Genomic DNA, 19,695 nt, shown 5'->3' with positions numbered 1-19,695 from the left:
GCTGCGTGACAGCCCTCTTCTGTCGCCGGCACTTCCAACCGATAACTCCGAACGAAAGATACGTCGAACGTGGCGAACATCAAGTCGCAGATCAAGCGCAACAAGACCAACGAGAAGGCCCGCGAGCGCAACAAGGCCGTGAAGAGCGAGCTGCGGACCGTCGTCCGTCAGACCCGTGAGGCCATCTCGGCCGGCGACAAGGCCGCTGCCGAGAAGGCGCTGCTCAAGGCCACCAAGAAGCTCGACAAGGCCGTCAGCAAGGGCGTCATCCACGAGAACCAGGCGGCCAACCGCAAGTCCTCGATCGCCAAGCAGGTCGCCGCTCTCTGAGCCGCAACTCTTCCGAAGGCCCGTCCCCCTGGGGGCGGGCCTTCGTCGTTCCCGGATGTGGTCTCAGGCGCCGTAGGGCGCGCGCGTCGCGACGACGGTGACGAGCCGTTCCACCGCGAAGACGGCGTCGCGGGACGCGCCCTTCACCTCGGCATCCGCTCGCGCGGCCGCCTGGATGGCGATGCCGAGCGACGATTCCGTCCAGCCGGCGAGGTCGCGACGGGCCCGGTCGACCTGCCAGTCCTTCATGCCGATGCGCGCGGCGAGGGCGCCGGACGGTTCGCGGGAGCCGGCCACGCGCGCCATGGTGCGCAGCTTCGACGCGATGGCGGCGACCATCGGGACCGGATCGGCGCCCGAGGCGAGAGCGTGCCGGAGGGTGATGAGGGCGTCGCCGTAGCGACCCGCGATGGCCGTGTCTGCAACGGCGAACGCGGTGGTCTCGACGCGACCGCCGTAGTAGCGGGTGACGACCTGCTCGGTGATGTCGCCCTCGACGTCCGAAATGAGCTGCTGGCACGCGGCCGCGAGCTCGGTGAGGTCGTCCGAGAACGCCGAGACGAGGGCACGGAGGGCGGGCGGGGCGATGCGTCGTTTCGCGGCCTGGAACTCGCCCGCGGCGAAGTCGAAGCGGTCGGAGTCGCGTTTGACGGCGGGGCAGGCGATCTCGATGCCGCCGCCGACACCCGAGCGGATCGTGTCGAGCAGCTTCTTGCCGCGGACGCTCGCGCCGGTGTGGCGGAGCACGATCGTCGCGCCGTCCTGCGGCGCCTCGAGGTAGCGGAGCGCCTCGGCGAGGAACGCGTCGGAGCACTTCTCGACGCCCGACACCCGGACGAGCCGCGGTTCACCGAACAGCGACGGCGACGAGACGGCCAGCAGCGTGCCGGGCGCGTAGTCGTCGGCACGGACGTCGGTGACCTCGAGACTCGGATCCTCGGCGCGGAGGTAGTCGCGGATGCCGGCGGTCGCCCGCTCAGCGCAGACCTCTTCAGGACCGGAGACGAGCACGACCGGTGCCGGCTGCGGCGCCCGCCAGGAGATCTGCGGGATCGCCGACTTCGTCGTCTTCGCGGCGGGACGACGGGGGCTCGGCATGATGTCCAGCCTAGCGAGGGCGGCGGACGGTGACGGGTGCGTCAGCGCTCGCGCGAGCGCCAGAGGCGCAGGCCGCCGTCGTCGCGCCAGACAGCGAGGTCGCCGGAGGTGTCGGTGCGCGCGACGGTCGCCTGTTCCTCGTGCAGGAGATCGAGGATCTCGTCCCGTGGATGGCCATATGTGTTCTCTCCCACGGTGACGAGGGCGACGCGAGCGTCGAGATCGCGGTACAGGCCGACGTCCTGGTCGGCGCTGCCGTGGTGGGCGACCTTGACGACGGAATAGCGGCGATCGACGGCGCCCGTCGCCGCGAGGGAGCGCTGCGGCTGAGCCGACAGGTCACCGAGGAAGATCGCGTCGGGGACGCGGCATCCGGTCACGTCGATGATGACGCTCGCGTCGTTCCCGGCGGGATAGACCGGATCGCGCGGCTTCGGCCACAGCGTGCGCCAGTTGCACTGCCCCAACGCGCCGCTCTGGCCGGCGGACACCTGCTGCGTCCGGGCGCCGCGCGCGGTAAACCGCGCGAGCAGGTCCGCGGCCTCCGCATCGGGGACCGGACCGTGCACGACGAGATCGGCGCGCCCGAGCACAGCGCCGGCGCCGCCGCGGTGGTCCATGTCGAAGTGGGTCAACACGAGGATGTCGACACGATCGATCGCGAACCGGTCGAGGCATCCGGCCAACGCCGCAGGCTCGGGGCCCGTGTCGATGAGCATGACGGAAGCGGCGTCGCGCACCAGGACCGCGTCGCCCTGCCCGACCTCGCACGCCGCGATCGCCCACGCGTCCGGCACGCGGGTGCGGTCCAGCAGCGTCCGCACCGGGCCGGCGGCGGCGATCACGAGGACGACGCCGGCGAGACTCCACGCCGCCACGCGCCGCAGACCGGGATGCCGCGCCGCGATCACCGCCCCGATCGCCGCCCCTGTCGCGGCGAGTGCGAGGAGTCCCGGCATCCCCTCCAGCCAGGGCAGGGATGCCCCGGGCAGGCGCGCGGCGAGGTCCGCCGTCCCCGCGATCCAGGCTGCCGGCAGCCAGGCGATCGCCGCGAGCCCCTGTGCGAGCACCGGAACCGGCAACGCGAGGCAGGCGAGCAAGCCGAGCACCGTGGCCGCGGGCGCGGCGGGACCCGCCAGGAGGTTCGCGAGCACCCCGACGAGGGGAACCGTCGGCTCGATGAGCACGAGCAGCGGCCCGCAGGCCAGCTGCGCGGCGAGCGGCACCGACAGCGCGAGTGCGGCGGGCGACGGCATCCACCTCGACAGTCCGTCGGCGAGCGGGCCAGCCAACAGCAGCAAGGATCCGGTCGCAACGGCCGAGAGGGCGAACCCGAGGGATGCCGCGAGCCACGGATCGAGCACGAGAAGCAGACACACCGAGGCCGACAGCACCGAGACGCCCGCGCCGATCCGTCCGAGCAGCAGGCCGAGCATCGCGATCGCGGCCATCGCGCCCGCTCGGACGACACTCGGCTCCGGCGAGACGAGGACGACGAACGCGACGAGCGTCACGAGCCCGGCTGCGACGCGGATGCCGCGCCGCGCCCCGCAGAGCGCTGCGATACCGAACGCGATCCCGACCACGAGCGCGCAATTCGCTCCGGAGACCGCTGTCAGGTGGGACAGCGACGACGCCTTCATCTGCTGGTCGAGCTCGTCGCTTACGGCCGAGGTATCGCCGACGGCGAGACCGGGGACGAGGCCAGCGCCGGGCTCCGGCAGCCCGGCCACGGCCGCCACGAGACCGGTGCGCAGCGTCGCAGCCACGCCCAGCGGGCCCGAGGGAGGCCGGTCGACGACGAGGGCGGATGCCTCGACGACGAGCACCGCACGGTCGCCGGGGTCCGCCCGGAACGCCGTGCCCGTGACCGTCGCGCGAGCGCCCAGGTCGAGACCCGGCGCACGCTCGGACGCGCGGACGACGACGGGGGCCGACACGGCCCGGTCGTCGTCGCCGACGGTCGCGGACCGTGTGATCGCATCGAAGCGGTGCCCCGTCGCGGAGCGCTCCACCTTGCCGACGACGTCGACCTCGAACGTGACGCTGCGGCCCCCGTCGACCTCGAGACCGGCCAGTGCGTCCCGCGCCGGCTGCGCGAGCGCGACGTGGGATGCCGCAGCCGCCGCCACGGCGAGGGAGACCGCGACGAGCGCGAGCACGGTGGGTCTCGCGCGGCGCAGCGCCACACCGAGAAACGCGACGGCGACGCCCCACAGGACGACCGCCGACACGACCGCGTGCTCCGGGAACGTGATCGCCGCCCCCGCACCCGCCCACGCCGTGCCGGCGACCGGGAGCAGACGCAGGTCGCGGCGTCGCGCCGTCCGGACACTCACACCGTGACCAGGTCGCGGAGCGAAGCGAGCATCTTCTCGCCGATGCCGGGGACCGCGAGCAGATCGTCCACGCTCGTGAAGCGGCCGTTGTCCTCGCGCCAGTCGAGGATCCGCTGCGCGATCGCGGGACCCACCCGCGGCAGCGTGTCGAGGGCCGCGAGGTCCGCGGTGTTGAGGTTCACGCGACCGTCGCCCTCGGGCGCCGTCGCACCCGCGGCATCCGATCCCACCTCCCCCTCGGCGGGCACCACGAGCTGTTCGCCGTCGCTGACGGGTCGCGCCAGGTTGACGCCTTCGCGGGATGCCGCATCGGTGAATCCCCCGGCGGCGGCGACCGCATCCACGACACGCGCGCCCTCGTCGAGCCGGTACAACCCGGGCTCGGCCACCTCGCCCGACACGTGCACGTAAACGGTCGCGGGGGCCACGGTCTCGGACGCGGCATCCGGCACCGTCTCGACCGCAGCCTCCGCCCCGGTCCGGACGATGCCGATCGCGATCGTGACCGCCGCGACCACGACCACGAGGGCGACGGCGGCACCGATCCCCAGCCGGCGACGCGACACCGGCACCGTCTGCGCACCCATGCGTCGAGGATTGCCCGCGGCCACGCGCGCGATCGTCCGCCGCCCGTCAGCCGTGGACGGCCATCACGGATCGCGTGTGGTGGAGGAACCGTCGCAGTCGGATGAGGTCCCGCTCAGAGAACCGCAGTGGGGCCAGGGCGCCGCGAGCGCGACCTCTGGATCCGCCGACCAGTCTCGACCGTAGAATCGGAGAACGGCGCCCACATCGGATGCGGTGAGCGGATCCACTCCGAATCCGCGAACGATATCCGAATCTGCGCATCGCGACGGCACTGCTCCATCCGCCCGCGGCCGGACTCACGCGACGGTGAAGCTGACGACCTTCGGCGCCCGGACGACGGCGCGCGTGATCTCCTTGTCGCCGATCGCACGACGGACCTTCTCGTCGGCGCGCGCGAGCTGCTCGAGCTCCTCGCCCGATATCTTGGCGGGGACGGTGAGCGTGCCGCGCACCTTGCCGTTGACCTGGACGACCGCCGTGACGGACTCCTCGACGAGGAGCGTCGGGTCGGCCTGACGCCACGGCACCACACCGACGAACGGCTCGTAGCCGAGGATCTCCCACATCTCCTCCGCGGTGTGCGGGGCGAACAGGTCCAGGACCATCGCCACGGCCTCGGCGGCCTCGCGCACCGCCGGGTCGGCCGCACCGGCGCCCGAGTCGATCGTCTTGCGGGTCGCGTTGACGAGCTCCATGAGGCGCGCGACGACGACGTTGAACTTCGACTGCTCGACGAGGCCGACGACATCGGCCCACAGGCGATGCGTGACGCGGCGCAGAGCGGCATCGCCCTCGGCCCAGACGACATCCGTGGGGCTCGCGACGTCCGCGGCGATCCGCAGTGCGCGCGAGAGGAACTTCTGGGCGCCCGTCGTCGAGACGTCCTCCCAGTTGATGTCGTCCTCCACGGGCCCGGCGAACGCGATCGCGACACGCACGGCATCCGCACCCGGGTCGTCCATGCTCGACGCGAACTCGACGAGGTTGCCCTTCGACTTCGACATCTTCGAGCCGTCGAGCAGCACCATGCCCTGGTTGATGAGGCTCGTGAAGGGCTCGGTGAAGTCGACGAGGCCCATGTCGAAGAGGACCTTCGTGATGAACCGGGCGTACAGCAGGTGCAGGATCGCATGCTCGACGCCGCCGATGTACGAGTCGACCGGGGCCCACTTGGATGCCTCGGCCGTCGGGAACGGCTCGCTCGCCCCGTTCGGCGCCAGGAAGCGGAGGAAGTACCACGAGCTGTCGACGAACGTGTCCATCGTGTCCGGGTCGCGGAGCGCCGGCTCCCCCGTCTCGGGGTCGACCGTCGTCATCCACTCGGTCGCACCGCCCAGCGGCGACGTGCCCTTCGGCTTCAGGTCGAGACCCTTCGCGTCGGGCAGCACGACCGGCAGCTGCTCGTCGGGGACGGGCACGATGCGGCCGTCCTCGGTGTGGATCATCGGGATGGGCGTACCCCAGAAGCGCTGGCGCGAGATCAGCCAGTCGCGCAGGCGATAGGTCTTCGCGGCCCGACCGGTGCCCGCAGCAGTGAGCTCCTCGATCGCGCGCGCGATCGCGTTGCGCTTGGAGAGACCGTTGAGTGAACCGGAGTTGATGAGGCGCCCGTCGCCCGTCAGCGCGGTGCCGGTACGGGCGGGGTCGATCGACTCGAGGTCATCACCGATCGGCACACCGTCCTCGTCGACCTCGATGACCGGGATGGCGCCCGTGACCGGCGCCGTCGTATCGACGACGACCTTCACCGGCAGGTCGAACGCGCGGGCGAAGTCCAGGTCGCGCTGGTCGTGGGCGGGCACCGCCATGACGGCGCCGTGACCGTAGTCGGCGAGGACGTAGTCCGCCGCCCAGATCGGCAGACGCTCGCCGTTGATCGGGTTGATCGCGAAGCGGTCGAGGAAGACGCCCGTCTTGGGGCGGTCCGCGGTCTGCCGCTCGATCTCGCTCGTCTTCTGCACGGTCTCCAGGTAGTCCTGGAACCGCATCCGCACTTCCGGCGACGATCCCGCGGCCAGTTCGGCAGCCAGGTCGGAGTCCGGCGCGACGACCATGAAGGTCGCGCCGTGCAGCGTGTCGGGACGCGTGGAGAAGACGGTGATCTTCTCGTCGCGCCCCTCGATCTCGAAGTCGATGTCCGCACCGACCGAACGGCCGATCCAGTTGCGCTGCATCTGCAGCACCTTGTGCGGCCAGAAGCCCTCGAGCTGATTCAGGTCATCGAGCAGACGGTCGGCGTACTCGGTGATCTTGAAGTACCACTGCGTCAGCTTCTTCTTGACGACCTCGTACCCGCACCGCTCGCAGTGACCGTCGACGACCTGCTCGTTGGCGAGCACCGTCCGGTCGTTGGGGCACCAGTTGACGGCACTCTGCTTGCGGTACGCGAGACCGCGCTCGAAGAGGCGCTGGAACAGCCACTGGTTCCAGCGGTAGTACTCGGGGTCGCTCGTGTGAAGCACGCGGCTCCAGTCGTAGGACGACCCGAACGCGCGGAAGCTGACCTTGTGCTGGGCGATGTTGTTGTACGTCCACTCGCGGGGATCCGAGCCCGCACCGCCCTTGATGGCCGCGTTCTCGGCGGGCAGGCCGAAGGAGTCCCAGCCGATCGGGTTCAGGACGTTGTAGCCGCGGTGGCGCCAGAACCGCGCGACCGCGTCGACGTAGGCGTAGTTCTCAGCGTGCCCCATGTGCAGGTCGCCCGAGGGGTAGGGGAACATGCCGAGCACGTACTTGCGCGGTCGGGTGTCCTCGTCGCCGCCCGCCTTGAAGGGGTCGGCCTCCGCCCATCGGGTCTGCCACTTGGTCTGGATGGCGCGGGAGTCGAAGCTCGTCTGCTCGGGAGTCGATGCGTCGTGGGAGGTGCTGGAGGACACGGTGAACCAATCGTGCAAAGTCGGGAGGGCGCGCGAAAGCGCCGTTTCAGCCTAGCGGACCGGGACTTTCACCAGCCCGGAGGCAGGTCCGCCCCCAGGGCGCGGAGCGGTGCCCGGGCCTTGATCCCCACCTCCGCGACCTCGTCGGCGGCGTTGGACCCCCAGGTGATCCCCCCTCCGGCGCCGACGTACGCGCCGGCCGGATGGACCACGATCGAGCGGATGACCATGGCGAGGTCCATCCCGCCGTCGTCGCCGATCCACCCGAAGCATCCCGAGAACACCCCGCGCGGCGCGGCCTCGAGCCGGTGCAGGATCTGCATGGCCGACAGCTTCGGCGCTCCCGTCATGCTCCCCGCCGGGAAGGCGGCATCCCACAGCTGGCCGACGGTCGTCCCGGGGCGCAGCCGACCCGCCACCGTGCTCACCAGTTGATGCACCGCCGGGTACGACTCCACCTCGAGCAGCCGTTCCGCCGCCACCGACCCGGGGACGCAGACCCGCTGCAGGTCGTTGCGCATCAGGTCGACGATCATCACGTTCTCGGCCTGCTCCTTGACGCTGGCGCGCAGGTCCGCCGCGAGAGCCGCGTCGCGCTCCGCCTCCGCGGATCGCGGGCGCGTGCCCTTGATGGGGCGGGTGCGGACGATCCCGTCGTCCACGGCGAGGAACTGCTCCGGCGACGCGCTCGTGAGCGCCCACCCGCCGCTGCGGATGAACCCGCCGTGGTGGGCGGGCGTCGCGGCGCGCAGCCGCAGGTAGGTCTGCACGGGATCGACGGATGCCGCCGTCTCGAATCGCGTCGTCAGGCACAGCTGATACGCGCGCCCCTCGCGGATCTCGTCCCGGCACTGTTCGATGAGTTCCGCGTACTCCCCCGGCTCGTGGCGCGCGGTGACCTCGACCTCCGGAGCAGGACCGACCGACGGCAGCGGCGACTCGGCGACCGACTCGACTTCGGAGACGAACGCGGCCAGCCGATCGGCCGGGGCGAAGGCGAGGACACGACGCGAGGAGTGGTCGAACCCCAGCATCCGCTCGACGCGCAGCCAGAGTTCCTCCGGGCCCGGGTCGATCGCGGCCGGCGCACCCGCCCGGGCCGCCGCGGCGTCGTACCCGGCCCATCCGACCCAGCCGCCGCGGAACGGCCCCGCGGCACGGTCACCGCTGCCCGCGGCGATCACGTCGCGTGGAGAGGACGACGGGATGCCGCTGCCCACCCAGCTCCATCCGTCGGACGCGTCCGGGCCGGCGTCGAGCCAGAAGGCGTCGCCCGCCGCGAATAGCCCCGTGAACGCGACCGCAGGATCGACCCACCCCGCGAGGACGCGGTGCGGCAGGTCACTCGACATCCCTTCAGGGTAGACGGCGGATAATCTGAGGTCGTGAACGAGATCCTCGACTGGTTGCTCGGCACCGTTCAGGCTGTCGACCCGGTCGTGCGGACGATCGTCGCCGGCGTCGCCATGATGCTCGAGACGAGCGTTCTGGTCGGTCTGATCGTCCCCGGCGACTCGATCGTGATCGTGTCGGGCACCGCGGTCGACAGTTTCCCCGAGGGCGCGTGGCTCGTCGCGGCGGTTCTCATCGGAGCGTTGGCGGGCGAGAGCATCGGCTTCGCCCTGGGCCGCTGGCTGGGTCCCCGCATCCGCTTCTCCCGCGTCGGCCGGCTCATCGGTGAGCGCAACTGGGCGCGCGCCGAACTGTACCTGCGGCGGCGGGGCGGGCCGGCGATCTTCCTGTCGCGGTTCCTGCCGGTCCTGCACTCCCTGGTGCCGCTGACGGTCGGGATGAGCGGCTTCGCCTACCGGCGGTTCCTCGCCTGGACCGTGCCCGCGTGCGCCGTGTGGTCCGTCGCCTACGTGTCGGTGGCGGCGGCCGCCGCCGAGGGATACCGCGAGCTCTCCGACAACCTGCACTACGCGGGATACCTGTTCGTCGGCGTGATCGCGGCGTTCCTCCTGCTGGTCTACGTCGCGAAACGTGTCATCAGTGCGCGCGAAGCCCGTCACCTCGCCGAGGAGGAGCCCGCCGGGGTCGACGCCGACGACGTGAAAGACTGAAGCGATGGCTTCCCCCGCTTCGCCCCCGATGAAGGTGCTCTGGCTCGCGCGCTTGGAGTACAGGTTCCACGCGTGGCGCGAGAAACGCGCCCGCGCACGCGGGCGGACGGCGACCGTCGCCGCGTTCCCGGGGTACGGGAGCACCCAGTGGGTGCGGGTGCTCGGCAGGGTCCTCATCCCCCCGAAGGCCAAGAGGCGCGAACGCGGCGATTACGCGGGTGTGCGCGGATGGCGCAGCTTCGCATCGGTCCCGGTCGCACACGCGACGGTCACCGTCACCGTGAACGGTGTGCCGCACGAGGTCACCGCCGACCGCGGCGGCGTGATCGACGCCGTCCTGCCCGCCACGCTGCCGCCCGGATGGCAGACGGTCACGATGCGGGTCGAGGAGGCCGAGCCCGTCGAGGCGCGCGTCTTCGTTGTCGGGGACGACATCCGGTTCGGCATCATCTCGGACGTGGACGACACCGTCATGGTGACCGCCCTCCCCCGCCCCTTCGTGGCGGCGTGGAATTCCTTCGTCCTCAACGAGCACGCCCGGCAGCCGGTGCCCGGCATGGCCGTGCTGCTGGAGCGGCTCGCCCGCGAGAACCCCGGATCGCCGGTCCTGTACCTGTCGACGGGAGCCTGGAACGTCGCGCCGACGCTCGTCCGGTTCCAGCGGCGGCACTTGTTCCCGATGGGCGCGATGCTCCTCACCGACTGGGGGCCGACGCACGACCGCTGGTTCCGCAGCGGCAAGCTGCACAAGCAGGAGAGCCTTCGCCGGTTGGCCGACGAGTTCCCCGACATCGACTGGCTCCTCATCGGCGACGACGGGCAGCACGACGATGAGATCTATACGCAGTTCACGATCGAGCATCCCGAACAGGTCGCGGCGGTCGCGATCCGGCGGCTGACACCGGCGGAAGCGGTTCTCGCGGGCGGCCGCACGGCGGTCGACGACCACAGCGCCGCCGGGGTGCCGTGGGTGACCGGCGATGACGGGGCGGAACTGCTGGAACGGTTGACGGACGTCGACATCGTCCGCGATGTCCCCCCCTCCTCCTAGGCTGTCCGACATGTGTGGTCGCTTCGTCGTCGCGAATGCCGCTTCCGAGCTCGTCGGCGTGCTGCGCGTCGACGTCGAGAGCGACGACCTCCCGGCGCCGTCCTACAACATCGCTCCCACGTCGCAGGTCGCGATCGTCCTCGACTCGGCCAAGACCGATCCGCCCACGCGGCGCCTCGAGCCGGCGCGGTGGGGTCTCGTGCCGTCGTGGGCGAAGGACGTCAAGGTGGGTGCACGGGCGTTCAACGCGCGGTCCGAGGAACTCGAGGACAAGCCGATGTTCCGGCAGGCCCTCATCAAGCGCCGCGCGATCGTGCCGGCGACGGGCTACTACGAGTGGCAGACCACCGACGAGGGCAAGACGCCCTACTTCATCCACCCCGCCGACGGCTCGCCCCTGCTGTTCGCCGGGCTCTACGAATGGTGGAAGGATCCCGCGAAGGCCGAGGACGATCCGAGCCGCTGGCTGCTCTCGTTCACCATCCTCACGCGCGCCGCCATCGATCCGCTCGGCTCCATCCACGATCGGATGCCGCTGTTCCTCGACGCCGACTTCGCCGACGCCTGGCTCGACACCGAGGTCGACAACGTGGGCGACCTCCTCGACGCGGCCGTCGACGCAGCGGACCAGGTGGTCGCCGGCCTGACCGACCATGTCGTCTCGAACGCCGTCGGGAACGTCCGCAACGACTCCCCCGACCTCATCGAGCCCGTCTGACCCGCTCGTGACGACCGCCACCGCGACCGTGCTCGACCGGTCCGACTGGACCGAGCGGATGCGGGCGCACGCCGCCCGCGCGGATGCACTCACCGCCCGGCGCCGTCAGCGGGCGGCGCGCGGCGAGACGCATCCCGTCGACGACTTCCTGTACACGTATTACTCGTACAAACCCTCCCTGCTGCGGCGGTGGCATCCCGGGCGGGACGTCGCGCTCGACGACGCGGCCGACGCACCCCACGCGGCCTGGCGGTGGTACCGCGCCGAGGGCGGCGTCGTCGGCGCGGACACCGAGGCGTTCCTCACCGAGAAACGCCCGCTCGTCCGAGCGATCCGCGGCATCCTCGCGGGCGCCCTGGGACGCACGGCATCGTATGGCTGCTTCGGCATGCACGAGTGGGCGATGGTGTACCGCGACCGGGACACGCGGCACCCGGTCCCCCTCCGACTCGGCGCGGAAGGGACGGATGCCGTCGTCGAGGCGCACGATGTGCGGTGCACGCACATCGACGCGTTCCGGTTCTTCACGCCCGACGCCGTGCCCCGCAACCGCTTCGCCCCGACGCGGGAGACGCAGCCGCAGATGGAACAGCCGGGATGTCTGCATGCAGGCATGGACCTCTACAAGTGGGCCGTGAAACTGGGGCCGCTCGTGCCCGGCGAGTTGATGCTCGATGCGTTCGAGCTCGCGCGCGACATCCGGGAACTCGACATGCGTGCGTCGCCCTACGATCTGACCGGGTGGGGGTACAGCGCGGTCCCCGTCGAGACACCCGAAGGGAAGGCGGCCTACGTCGCCGCCCAGCGCGAGTTCACGGCGAGGGCGCAGCCGATCCGTGCGGCGCTCCTCGCACGGATCGGCTGACCCCGGTCTCACCCGAGCTCGACGCGCGCCTCCGGGTTGTTGAGGACGACGATCGGCGTGATCGGCGAGTGCCCCGCGGCCGCGATCCTCGCCCGGTCGAAGCGCACCAGCGGCTCACCCGCCGTCACGCGCTGACCGGCGGTCACGAGTGTCTCGAATCCGTCGCCCTTCATCGCGACGGTGTCGATCCCGACGTGGATCAGCAGCTCCGTCCCGTCGTCGAGGCGCAGACCGATCGCGTGCCCGGTCGGGAACACGCTCTCGACGCGGCCATCAGCGGGGGCCGAGATCACGTCGCCCGTCGGGTCGATCGCGACGCCCGGCCCCATCGTCCCGTCGGCGAACATCTCATCGGAGACCTCCGACAACGCCAGCACCCGCCCGGCCACCGGCGGGCGCAGCCGGACGAGATCCGGAGCCTGCGTCGCCTGTGCGACAGCGGTGCCGGTCGAGGGAGCGGGCGCCGCCGACACGGCGCGACCCGCCAAAACGTCCTCCATCGCGTCCTTCACGAACTGCACGTTCAATCCGTAGACGACCTGGACGGAGTGCCCTCCCGGCTTGATCGTCCCGGCCGCACCGGCACGCTTGAGGGCGGCGTCGTCGACCCGCGCGACGTCGGCGATCTCCATGCGCAGACGCGTCGCGCAATTGTCGAGCTCGACGATGTTCTCGCGACCGCCCAGGGCCTCGACGAACCGCTCCGCCGTCGCATGGAAGTCGCCGCGCGGCGCGGCATCCGTCCCCTCGTCCTCCAGCGCGTCGTCGTCCTCGCGCCCCGGCGTCTTGAGATCGAACCGTCGGATGATCCAGCGGAAGACCACGAAGTAGATCGCGAACCAGATCGGTCCCATGATCAGGATGATCCAGGGGTTCTCGGCGAGCGGGTTCGCCCACCCCAGGACGAGGTCGATGAATCCGCCCGAGAAGCCGAAGCCCATGCGCACCGGGAGGATCGCCGAGACGAACAGCGAGATGCCCATGAACACGGCGTGGATGAGGTACAGCCACGGCGCAAGGAACATGAACGAGAACTCGAGCGGCTCGGTGACGCCGACGAAGAACGACGAGATGGCTCCCGAGAGCAGGATGCCAGCGGCCACCTTGCGCCGGGTCGTCTTGGCGGTCACGTACATCGCGAGCGCCGCGCCGGGGAGGCCGAACATCATGATGGGGAAGAAGCCCGTCATGTACTGCCCGGTCACGCCGTAGACGCCGTCTCCGGCGGAGCCCTGCAGGAAGTTGTTGAGGTCGTTGATGCCCGCGACGTCGAACCAGAACACGGAGTTGAGCGCGTGGTGCAACCCGAGCGGGATGAGCAGCCGGTTGAAGAATCCGTAGATGCCCGCGCCCACCGGTCCGAGGGTGACGATCCACTCGCCGAAGCCGACCAGGCCCCCGTAGACGAACGGCCACACGAACACGAGCACGATCGCGAGGACCAGCGAGAGCCCCGCGGTGACGATGGCGACCGAGCGCTTGCCCGAGAAGAACGACAGCGCGTCCGGCAGCTTCGTGTCCTTGAATCGGTTGTAGCACCACGCCCCGATCAGGCCGCAGATGATGCCGACGAACACGTTCTGGATCTTCGTGAACGCGGGGTCGACGTCCTCGACCGCGGCTCCGGTGAGGGCCGCCATCGTGGCCGGGCTCAGCATGGTCGTCACGGTGAGCCACGAGACGAGGCCGGCGAGGGCGGAGGTGCCGTCGGACTTCTTCGCCATCCCGATCGAGACACCGACGGCGAACAGCAGCGCCAGGTTGTCCAGGAGCGCGCCGCCGGCCGCGCTCAGGAACGCGGAGCCGATGTTGTCGGCGCCGCCGTTGGCGTTCTTGATCCAATAGCCGATGCCGGACAGGATCGCGGCGACGGGAAGGACGGCCACCGGCAGCATGAGCGACCGGCCGAGCCTCTGGAAGAACTTCATCGTTTCTCCGCTCTCAGCTCCGCGAGGGCGGAGCCAGGCACGAGGTTACTCACCGCGAGCGTCGAACGTCAGAGGGCACGCGGTCGGCATCGACGCCGACGTCAAGCCCTCGACCCTCGTCGCCTGCGCCGCGAGACTGGCGGAGTCGAAAGGATCATCGTGAGCGCTGACAGCACCTCGCACTCCCCCGAGCTCGACCGCTTCATCGGCGGTGAACAGGAGGGCCTCCCGCCCGCCCCCGAGGGCGCATCCGACAACAGGGCGGCCGTCGACCCCGACGAGCGGTTCCACGTCCCCGAGGACGGTGACCTCAGCGTCGACGCGCAGCTCGCGCAGGACGACCCGGACTCAGACGACGGGCTCTGATACCTCCCGGCTCGACGCGACGGGCGTACGCCAGAGCAGCACGGCGGCGACCCCTGCCAGGATGGCGGCGGTCAACGTGATCGGGACGGGGATGATGCTGAAGAACACGGCTGCGTAGCTGATCACGCCGTCGAGGACGCGATCCTCCGCGAGCGTGAGTTGGAGCTGATCCGCCGAGATGCTCACCGCGACGACGAACACGAGATCGAAAAGCAACTCGAGAGAGGATGCCGCCCGCCCCGGCTCGTGCGGATCGCGCGGCCGCATCGGGATCAGCCGTAGCGTCGAGGGCAGAGGAGTGTTGATCGGGTTCCCCGGGTCATGCGCACCATGGTGGCATCCCGCCGGTCACGCGCCATGCGGAAACACGAACACCCCGGCGAACCGGGGTGTTTGGTGCACCTGAGGGGACTCGAACCCCTGGCCCCCTGCATGCCCTGCAGGTGCGCTACCACCTGCGCCACAGGCCCGGATGGTCTCGCGGATGCCCAGAATTCCCGGAATCTTGCCCCTCGGCTTCACTCCGGTGGTGGTGATAGCCAGCATACGCGACCGGGCTTCGACGGATCCGGGCGGTCCTGGAGAGATCTCGAGGTATCTGAACAGTTGCGTACCCGTCTACATCTCAAGTCCGGCCCGCCGGCGCCACGGGCAGCATCTTCTGCTGCACGGGTCGGAACGAAGCTACTGGTCTCAGTCTGGCCGCGGGAGGAGAGCCGCCGGGCCGGGCGTGCCGAATGTGAGGAAGACCAGCGTGACGTCGTCACTCTGATCCCATGGGACTTACCTCGTTGTGGGTGCAGCACTGACGAGGCGGATCGCAGTTAGGGCATGTCTGACAATTGCCGGGTCCAGGCGATGACGGCGTTGAGGATGACAGCGGCCCGGTAGGTGATCGCGAGTTTGTCGTAGCGGGTGGCGAGTCCTCGCCATTGCTTGATGTGGCAGTAGCGGCGCTCGATGACGTTGCGGCCCTTGTAGTCGGCGGCGTCGAGGCCGACGGGGCGTCCGCCGCGTGAGCCGCGGCGCTTGCGGTGGCCTTGCTGGTCGGACGGCTCGGGGATCACGGCCTTGATCCCGCGGGCGCGTAGATGCCCGCGGATCGCGCGGGATGAGTACGCCTTGTCACCCCGGACCGCGTCCGGACGAGTGCGGGGCCGGCCGACGGGACGGGCGACACGCAGGTGTCCCTCAGCGGCAGGAACATCGGCGAGTCCCCGGCCTGGCCTGCTGTCAGCAGCGCGACCAGCGGGAGCCCGTTGCCGTCGACGAGCTGGTGGATCTTCGTCGACAGGCCGCCTCGGGAGCGGCCGACCGCGTGATCAGGCGGCTCGACGCCCGGATTCGTGTAATTCGATCCAGCCCCCTGTGAGGCGCTTCGTGTTCGTCGCGTGCTGATGCGCGCGGGCGATCGTGGAGTCCACCGACAGCGACCACTCCACCAGCCCCGCCTCGTCCGCGGCGGCGGTGAGTGTGGCGAGCACCTTGTCCCAGGTGCCTTCCGTGGCCATGCGGTGATGCCAGGTCCATACCGTCTGCCACGGCCCGAACACCTCCGGCAGATCCCGCCACGCGATCCCGCACCGATACCGGTAGACGATGCCCTCGACCATCAACCGCGCGTCCGCGAAGGGCCGTCCCCTGCGCCCGGTCGGGCGCGGCAGCATCTCCTCGAGCAACGACCACTGAGCATCCGAGAGCACCTGAAACCGCGTCACGACCTCAGACTCTCAGCGCGCCGCCGAACTATTTGTCAGACACGCCCTAGGTCGCGACGGCGGCACGACATGGGAGCCGGTGGCCTTCACGGGCGAGAATGACTTCCACGTTCTCACCGCCGCACCGGACGCATCATCGCCACGACGCCCGACGGGCCTCAGGTCAGTACCGACCAAGGGCGACGTTCGGACCGCTGCCAGACAGCCCGATCATGTCCCTCATCGCTGTGTCCCCGGACGGCCAGCAACTGATCGGCGTGGGAAGCAAAGGCAGCTCGGAGAGGAGCACGACCCGCGATCTATCGTGGCGAAACATCGGCACGGCGCACGGCTCCGCGCAGGCATTCGCCATTACCGACGCTGGCGACATCCTCATCGTCGATGACAGCGGACCCAGCCAGCGGTTCTCCACTTATCGAAAAACCACAAGCCCCTCCGTCCATCCTCGACCTCGCTTTAGCGTGACCGCATTGGGGGAAGTGCCCCCGAAGAAGGAAGAGCCGCCATGACTGTTGCAGATCAGATGCTCGCCACCCACCCGAAAGTCGGTTTCGCCGCAGCACAGGACGCCCTTCTGCGCTGTATCGAGGCGTGCGCCGAATGCGCCCAGGCATGTACCGCCTGCGCAGATGCATGCCTCGGAGAAGACATGGTCGCGGAACTCGTCACGTGCATTCGGAAGAACTCCGACTGCGCAGATATCTGCGCCGCCACAGGTGCAGTGCTCTCCCGCCAAACCGCACCGGATGTTGCAACGGTTCGCGCCCTGCTCGAAGCCTGCCGCACCGCCTGCGCGTCCTGTGCCGCCGAGTGTGAACAGCACGCAGACATGCATGAGCACTGCCGCGTGTGCGCCGAATCCTGCCGCCGCTGCGAGGAGGCATGCACCGACCTTCTCGCCGCTCTCTAAAGCGGCCCAGGTTCGCAGTCCTCCTGCGAGCACTACCCGCCATTGGCGGTCGCTGACGGGACGGTCGATGCCGCAATCGCCCGCCCCGTCACCGTCGCCGCACCCCCTCCCATCCGAACAGGAGACGTCATGACCGCGAACGACCACCACGACCCCCAACAGAACGACCGAAGCGCAGCGACCGGCGATCACAGCCAACAAGGTCACTCCACGCCCTGGAAGATGTATCTGCGATTCGGGGCGATGATCCTCACCGGAATGGTTGTCATGTACTGGGTGATGTTCGTCGGCTCGTGGGAGTGGAGCCACGTCCGCTTCAGCGAAAGCCGCGTCTTCATGGCCCTGACCATGGGCGGTGCGATGGGGTTGGTCATGCTGGCGTGGATGCTCAACATGTACAAGAGCGTCAAAGCGAACATCGCCGTCGCCACAGTTAGCGTCCTGCTGCTCGCCGGCGGAGTCGCGCTTGACCGCAGTCAGATCACCGTGGACGACACCGCCTGGATGAACGCGATGATCCCCCACCACTCCCTCGCCATCACCCGCTCCGAACGTGCACAGATCCAGGACGTTCGCGTCTGCGAACTCGCCGCCGAAATCAGCGCGGCGCAGCGCAACGAAATCCTCGAGATGAACTGGCTCATCGACGACATTGCGAGCAACGGCATCGCTGAAACCCCCGAAGAGGCGCAGGCACGTCCCGCCCCAACATTCGATGAGACAGCTCTGCGAGAGTGCCCCAAGGAGTAGCTCGTCCAGATCTGCATGACCCGAGTGCGGTCATGACCTAGGAGCGAGCGTCATCACGTTGGCTGCGCCGAAAACGATCGTTTGTGGCATGCGCCGCGGCGATCGCGAAGTGAGCCCCCGAAACCCCGCACCGTTTCAGAACCTCGTTTCGGGACAGATGGAGTCGGTGCGGGGTTTCGGCACGGCGGGTCGGTGTGGGGAGTCGATCAGTTCCACGCCGAGCGACGGAGTAGCCGGAGTCCGTTGAGGGCGACGATGACGGTCGATCCCTCGTGGCCGGCGACGGCGAGAGGAAGCGGCAGCGTTCCGATCAAGTCCCACAGGACGAGTGTGGCGATGAATGTCCCGGCGATGATCAGGTTAGCGATGACGAACCGGCGCGCCCGCCGGGAGAGGGTGATGACGTTGGGAATCGCGCTGAGGTCGTCGCGGATGATGATCGCGTCGGCGGTGTCGAGCGCGAGGTCCGATCCATGGCGTCCCATAGCGACACCGACGCTTGCGGTTGCCAGCGCGGGTGCGTCGTTCACCCCGTCGCCTACGACCATGACGGCCGTCCCTGATGCTTGCAACCCGCGCACGACGTCAGCCTTGTCCTGCGGGAGCACCTGGGCGATGCCGGTCTGCGTGGCGACCTCACGAGCGGTCGCGTCGTTGTCACCCGTGAGAAGGTGGACGCGGCCGGTTGTGACGGCTGAGAGTCGTTCGACGACGGCGGCTGCGTTCGAACGGAGGGCGTCGTCGAGGACGATTGTTCCGATGGGTTCGCCGTCGACGGTAACGGTGACGACGGTTCCGATCCGGTCGGTGTGCTCACTTGCGTCCTGCGCGACGCGCACAAGCCGACCGTCGACGGTGCCCTCGACACCCACGCCGGGGATCGCGCGGAAGTTGGTCGCGGCCGGTATGTCGAGGTGCACGGCCGCGCGAACGATCGCGTAACCCAGCGGGTGCTCGCTCTGCTGCTCAACGGCTGCCGCAAGCTGCAAAATAGTGTCCGCATCGTGTGTGCCGAGGGGGTCCACGGTGCGAACGATGGGCGCACCTTGGGTCAGAGTGCCGGTCTTGTCGAACGCAGGTCGACCAGGCGGCAATGACGGCGAATCGGTACCCATTCGCAGGGGCCCCGGCGACCCGGTGCTCTCAGGGACGGTCAACGGCACCGGAGCGCGCCGGGTGCGCGTGGGACGTCCAGCCTCGGAGTCGGTCATCGCCCGTGTCGTGGCGCTGGTTGAGACGGCATCTGCCACCAAGGCAAAAACTCAGCTGTTCATCGAAAAGGTCGAACAGCGTTACTCGGTGGGCGTCGTTGTCGCCACGCTTGTGGTGTTCTTCCTCCCTCTTGCGCTGGGTGAGGACTTCCAAGCGCGCAACCGCGCCAGACAGGTGCGCGTCGCGGCCGGCGTCATCGGGGAACACGTCGAAGATCCCGAAGGAGGACGGGCCGAGACGGATCGCGAACCACCCGATGGTGGCCGGCTCCTCCTCGACGAGTCCTCGCCCGATGCCGAGGAATTCCTGGACCTCGTCTTCCTTGCCGGGCAGGGCCTCCAGCCTGACAACGAGACGTAGTTGCCGAGTCCCGACTGTGAGGTGCCACCGCTGTCCATACAGCGAAGGTGCGCGGGGATTGCCGCGTACCTTGCAGATAGCTCTAGGAGGCTCGAAAGCGCCCTGCGGCTACTCGGCGAAGTGACCAGTACTCGACTACCAAACATTCAAACCCCCCGATCGGGGAGTGAAGTTTCGGTGCTTTACCGGGAGTTTTGGTGGAAGTAAGGGGAATACTGTCGAAAAGTGCCCCGCCCTTGCGCCGCATAGTGAGTACCCATCATCTCATCCGACAGCGACCTCTGCTACAGCGTCGCCACGGCCGGAAACTCCCCACTCATCTCCCGCCTTTGAGCGAGGAGAAGCTGGTCATCGCTGAAGCTCGATACGAAGCAGGCGCGACTCTCAAGGCGATTGAGTAGTGCCCCGTAGAGTGGTGTAACGATCCCGGCCAGTAAACGTCAGCGTGGCCACCGGGATCTTCCTTCGAGGAAACTCTCACATCCCACTCGAAAGGCGTCACACCGATGACCACTCCCTCTAT

17 protein-coding genes, 1 tRNA gene and 3 pseudogenes are annotated in these 19,695 nt (G+C 69.2%); 10 read left to right on the top strand and 11 right to left on the bottom strand.

Annotation, left to right across the window (positions count from 1 at the left end; translation table 11 throughout):
• The first annotated feature begins 69 nt into the window (after nt 1–69).
• The gene (gene rpsT, locus NH287_RS04980) at nt 70–330 is read left to right on the top strand and encodes a 30S ribosomal protein S20 (RefSeq protein ID WP_064002194.1); all 261 of its coding nucleotides are present in this window, start codon (nt 70–72) and stop codon (nt 328–330) included.
• 63 nt (nt 331–393) lie between these two features.
• Here rpsT and holA read toward each other — a convergent pair whose 3' ends face one another.
• From holA to NH287_RS04955, 5 genes are all read right to left on the bottom strand, one after another.
• Nucleotides 394–1,428 (bottom strand): DNA polymerase III subunit delta, encoded by a 1,035-nt coding sequence (gene holA, locus NH287_RS04975; RefSeq protein WP_253034719.1) that lies wholly within the window; start codon nt 1,426–1,428, stop codon nt 394–396.
• 41 nt (nt 1,429–1,469) lie between these two features.
• Nucleotides 1,470–3,767: a ComEC/Rec2 family competence protein gene (locus NH287_RS04970; protein ID WP_253034718.1), complete on the bottom strand. Its 2,298-nt coding sequence runs from the start codon at nt 3,765–3,767 to the stop codon at nt 1,470–1,472.
• Nucleotides 3,764–4,354, bottom strand: coding sequence for a ComEA family DNA-binding protein (locus NH287_RS04965; RefSeq protein ID WP_253034717.1), 591 nt, complete (start codon nt 4,352–4,354; stop codon nt 3,764–3,766). Before NH287_RS04965 ends, NH287_RS04970 begins: the two co-directional genes overlap by 4 nt.
• A 297-nt stretch (nt 4,355–4,651) precedes the next feature.
• Complete coding sequence (leuS, locus tag NH287_RS04960) at nt 4,652–7,231, bottom strand: leucine--tRNA ligase (protein ID WP_253034716.1); 2,580 nt, start codon at nt 7,229–7,231, stop codon at nt 4,652–4,654.
• Between the two features lie 68 nt (nt 7,232–7,299).
• Nucleotides 7,300–8,583: an anthranilate synthase component I family protein gene (locus tag NH287_RS04955; protein ID WP_253034715.1), complete on the bottom strand. Its 1,284-nt coding sequence runs from the start codon at nt 8,581–8,583 to the stop codon at nt 7,300–7,302.
• A gap of 33 nt (nt 8,584–8,616) precedes the next feature.
• Between NH287_RS04955 and NH287_RS04950 the strand changes: the two genes are divergently transcribed.
• Genes NH287_RS04950 through NH287_RS04935 form a run of 4 tightly spaced genes read left to right on the top strand, consistent with a single transcriptional unit; the run spans nt 8,617 to nt 11,928 of the window.
• Nucleotides 8,617–9,294: a DedA family protein gene (locus NH287_RS04950; protein ID WP_253034714.1), complete on the top strand. Its 678-nt coding sequence runs from the start codon at nt 8,617–8,619 to the stop codon at nt 9,292–9,294.
• Between the two features lie 4 nt (nt 9,295–9,298).
• Entirely contained in the window at nt 9,299–10,345 is a 1,047-nt protein-coding gene (locus NH287_RS04945; protein WP_253034713.1) for an App1 family protein, read from the top strand.
• A 10-nt stretch (nt 10,346–10,355) separates the two neighbouring features.
• On the top strand, nt 10,356–11,063 hold the full coding sequence (locus tag NH287_RS04940; RefSeq protein ID WP_253034712.1) for an SOS response-associated peptidase: 708 nt from the start codon (nt 10,356–10,358) through the stop codon (nt 11,061–11,063).
• A 58-nt stretch (nt 11,064–11,121) separates the two neighbouring features.
• Nucleotides 11,122–11,928: a 3-methyladenine DNA glycosylase gene (locus tag NH287_RS04935; protein ID WP_290440359.1), complete on the top strand. Its 807-nt coding sequence runs from the start codon at nt 11,122–11,124 to the stop codon at nt 11,926–11,928.
• A gap of 8 nt (nt 11,929–11,936) precedes the next feature.
• Here NH287_RS04935 and nagE read toward each other — a convergent pair whose 3' ends face one another.
• Nucleotides 11,937–13,856, bottom strand: coding sequence for an N-acetylglucosamine-specific PTS transporter subunit IIBC (nagE, locus tag NH287_RS04930; protein WP_253034710.1), 1,920 nt, complete (start codon nt 13,854–13,856; stop codon nt 11,937–11,939).
• Between the two features lie 159 nt (nt 13,857–14,015).
• Between nagE and NH287_RS04925 the strand changes: the two genes are divergently transcribed.
• Complete coding sequence (locus NH287_RS04925; protein WP_253034709.1) at nt 14,016–14,222, top strand: hypothetical protein; 207 nt, start codon at nt 14,016–14,018, stop codon at nt 14,220–14,222.
• Here the strand turns inward: NH287_RS04925 and NH287_RS04920 are convergent.
• The 3 genes and pseudogenes from NH287_RS04920 to NH287_RS04910 all read right to left on the bottom strand — a co-directional run bounded on the left by NH287_RS04920 (nt 14,205) and on the right by NH287_RS04910 (nt 15,940).
• Nucleotides 14,205–14,489 (bottom strand): low temperature requirement protein A, encoded by a 285-nt coding sequence (locus NH287_RS04920; RefSeq protein WP_253034708.1) that lies wholly within the window; start codon nt 14,487–14,489, stop codon nt 14,205–14,207. The genes NH287_RS04925 and NH287_RS04920 overlap by 18 nt on opposite strands.
• A 127-nt stretch (nt 14,490–14,616) precedes the next feature.
• Nucleotides 14,617–14,692 (bottom strand) — tRNA-Ala (locus NH287_RS04915).
• 354 nt (nt 14,693–15,046) lie between these two features.
• Nucleotides 15,047–15,940 (bottom strand): annotated as a pseudogene (locus NH287_RS04910) (IS5 family transposase).
• 212 nt (nt 15,941–16,152) lie between these two features.
• Between NH287_RS04910 and NH287_RS04905 the strand changes: the two are divergent.
• The 3 genes from NH287_RS04905 to NH287_RS04895 all read left to right on the top strand — a co-directional run bounded on the left by NH287_RS04905 (nt 16,153) and on the right by NH287_RS04895 (nt 17,600).
• Entirely contained in the window at nt 16,153–16,449 is a 297-nt protein-coding gene (locus tag NH287_RS04905; protein ID WP_253034707.1) for a hypothetical protein, read from the top strand.
• Nucleotides 16,446–16,850 carry a four-helix bundle copper-binding protein gene (locus NH287_RS04900; protein ID WP_253034706.1) on the top strand — a complete coding sequence of 135 codons (405 nt, stop codon included), beginning with the start codon at nt 16,446–16,448 and terminating at the stop codon, nt 16,848–16,850. The genes NH287_RS04905 and NH287_RS04900 overlap by 4 nt, the downstream gene beginning before the upstream one ends.
• 129 nt (nt 16,851–16,979) lie before the next feature.
• Nucleotides 16,980–17,600 carry a DUF305 domain-containing protein gene (locus NH287_RS04895; RefSeq protein ID WP_253034705.1) on the top strand — a complete coding sequence of 207 codons (621 nt, stop codon included), beginning with the start codon at nt 16,980–16,982 and terminating at the stop codon, nt 17,598–17,600.
• Nucleotides 17,601–17,806: 206 nt separating this feature from the next.
• On the opposite strand, the gene NH287_RS04890 is transcribed toward NH287_RS04895, so the two are convergent.
• Nucleotides 17,807–18,715, bottom strand: coding sequence for an HAD-IC family P-type ATPase (locus NH287_RS04890; protein WP_253034704.1), 909 nt, complete (start codon nt 18,713–18,715; stop codon nt 17,807–17,809).
• On the opposite strand from NH287_RS04890, the pseudogene NH287_RS15420 reads away from it, so the two are divergent.
• A pseudogene (locus tag NH287_RS15420) lies at nt 18,636–18,920 on the top strand (hypothetical protein); the annotation flags it as partial. The gene NH287_RS04890 and the pseudogene NH287_RS15420 overlap by 80 nt on opposite strands.
• Nucleotides 18,921–18,968: 48 nt before the next feature.
• On the opposite strand, the pseudogene NH287_RS15415 reads toward NH287_RS15420, so the two are convergent.
• Nucleotides 18,969–19,214 (bottom strand): annotated as a pseudogene (locus tag NH287_RS15415) (putative quinol monooxygenase); the annotation flags it as partial.
• Between the last annotated feature and the right edge of the window lie 481 nt (nt 19,215–19,695).

Origin of the sequence: Microbacterium sp. CnD16-F (genome assembly GCF_024124465.1) — a bacterium.
In the GTDB taxonomy this organism is placed as follows: domain Bacteria; phylum Actinomycetota; class Actinomycetes; order Actinomycetales; family Microbacteriaceae; genus Microbacterium; species Microbacterium gawkjiense.
The sequence above is the reverse complement of the archived record's forward strand: the minus strand, read 5'-3'. Positions and strand labels throughout refer to the sequence as shown.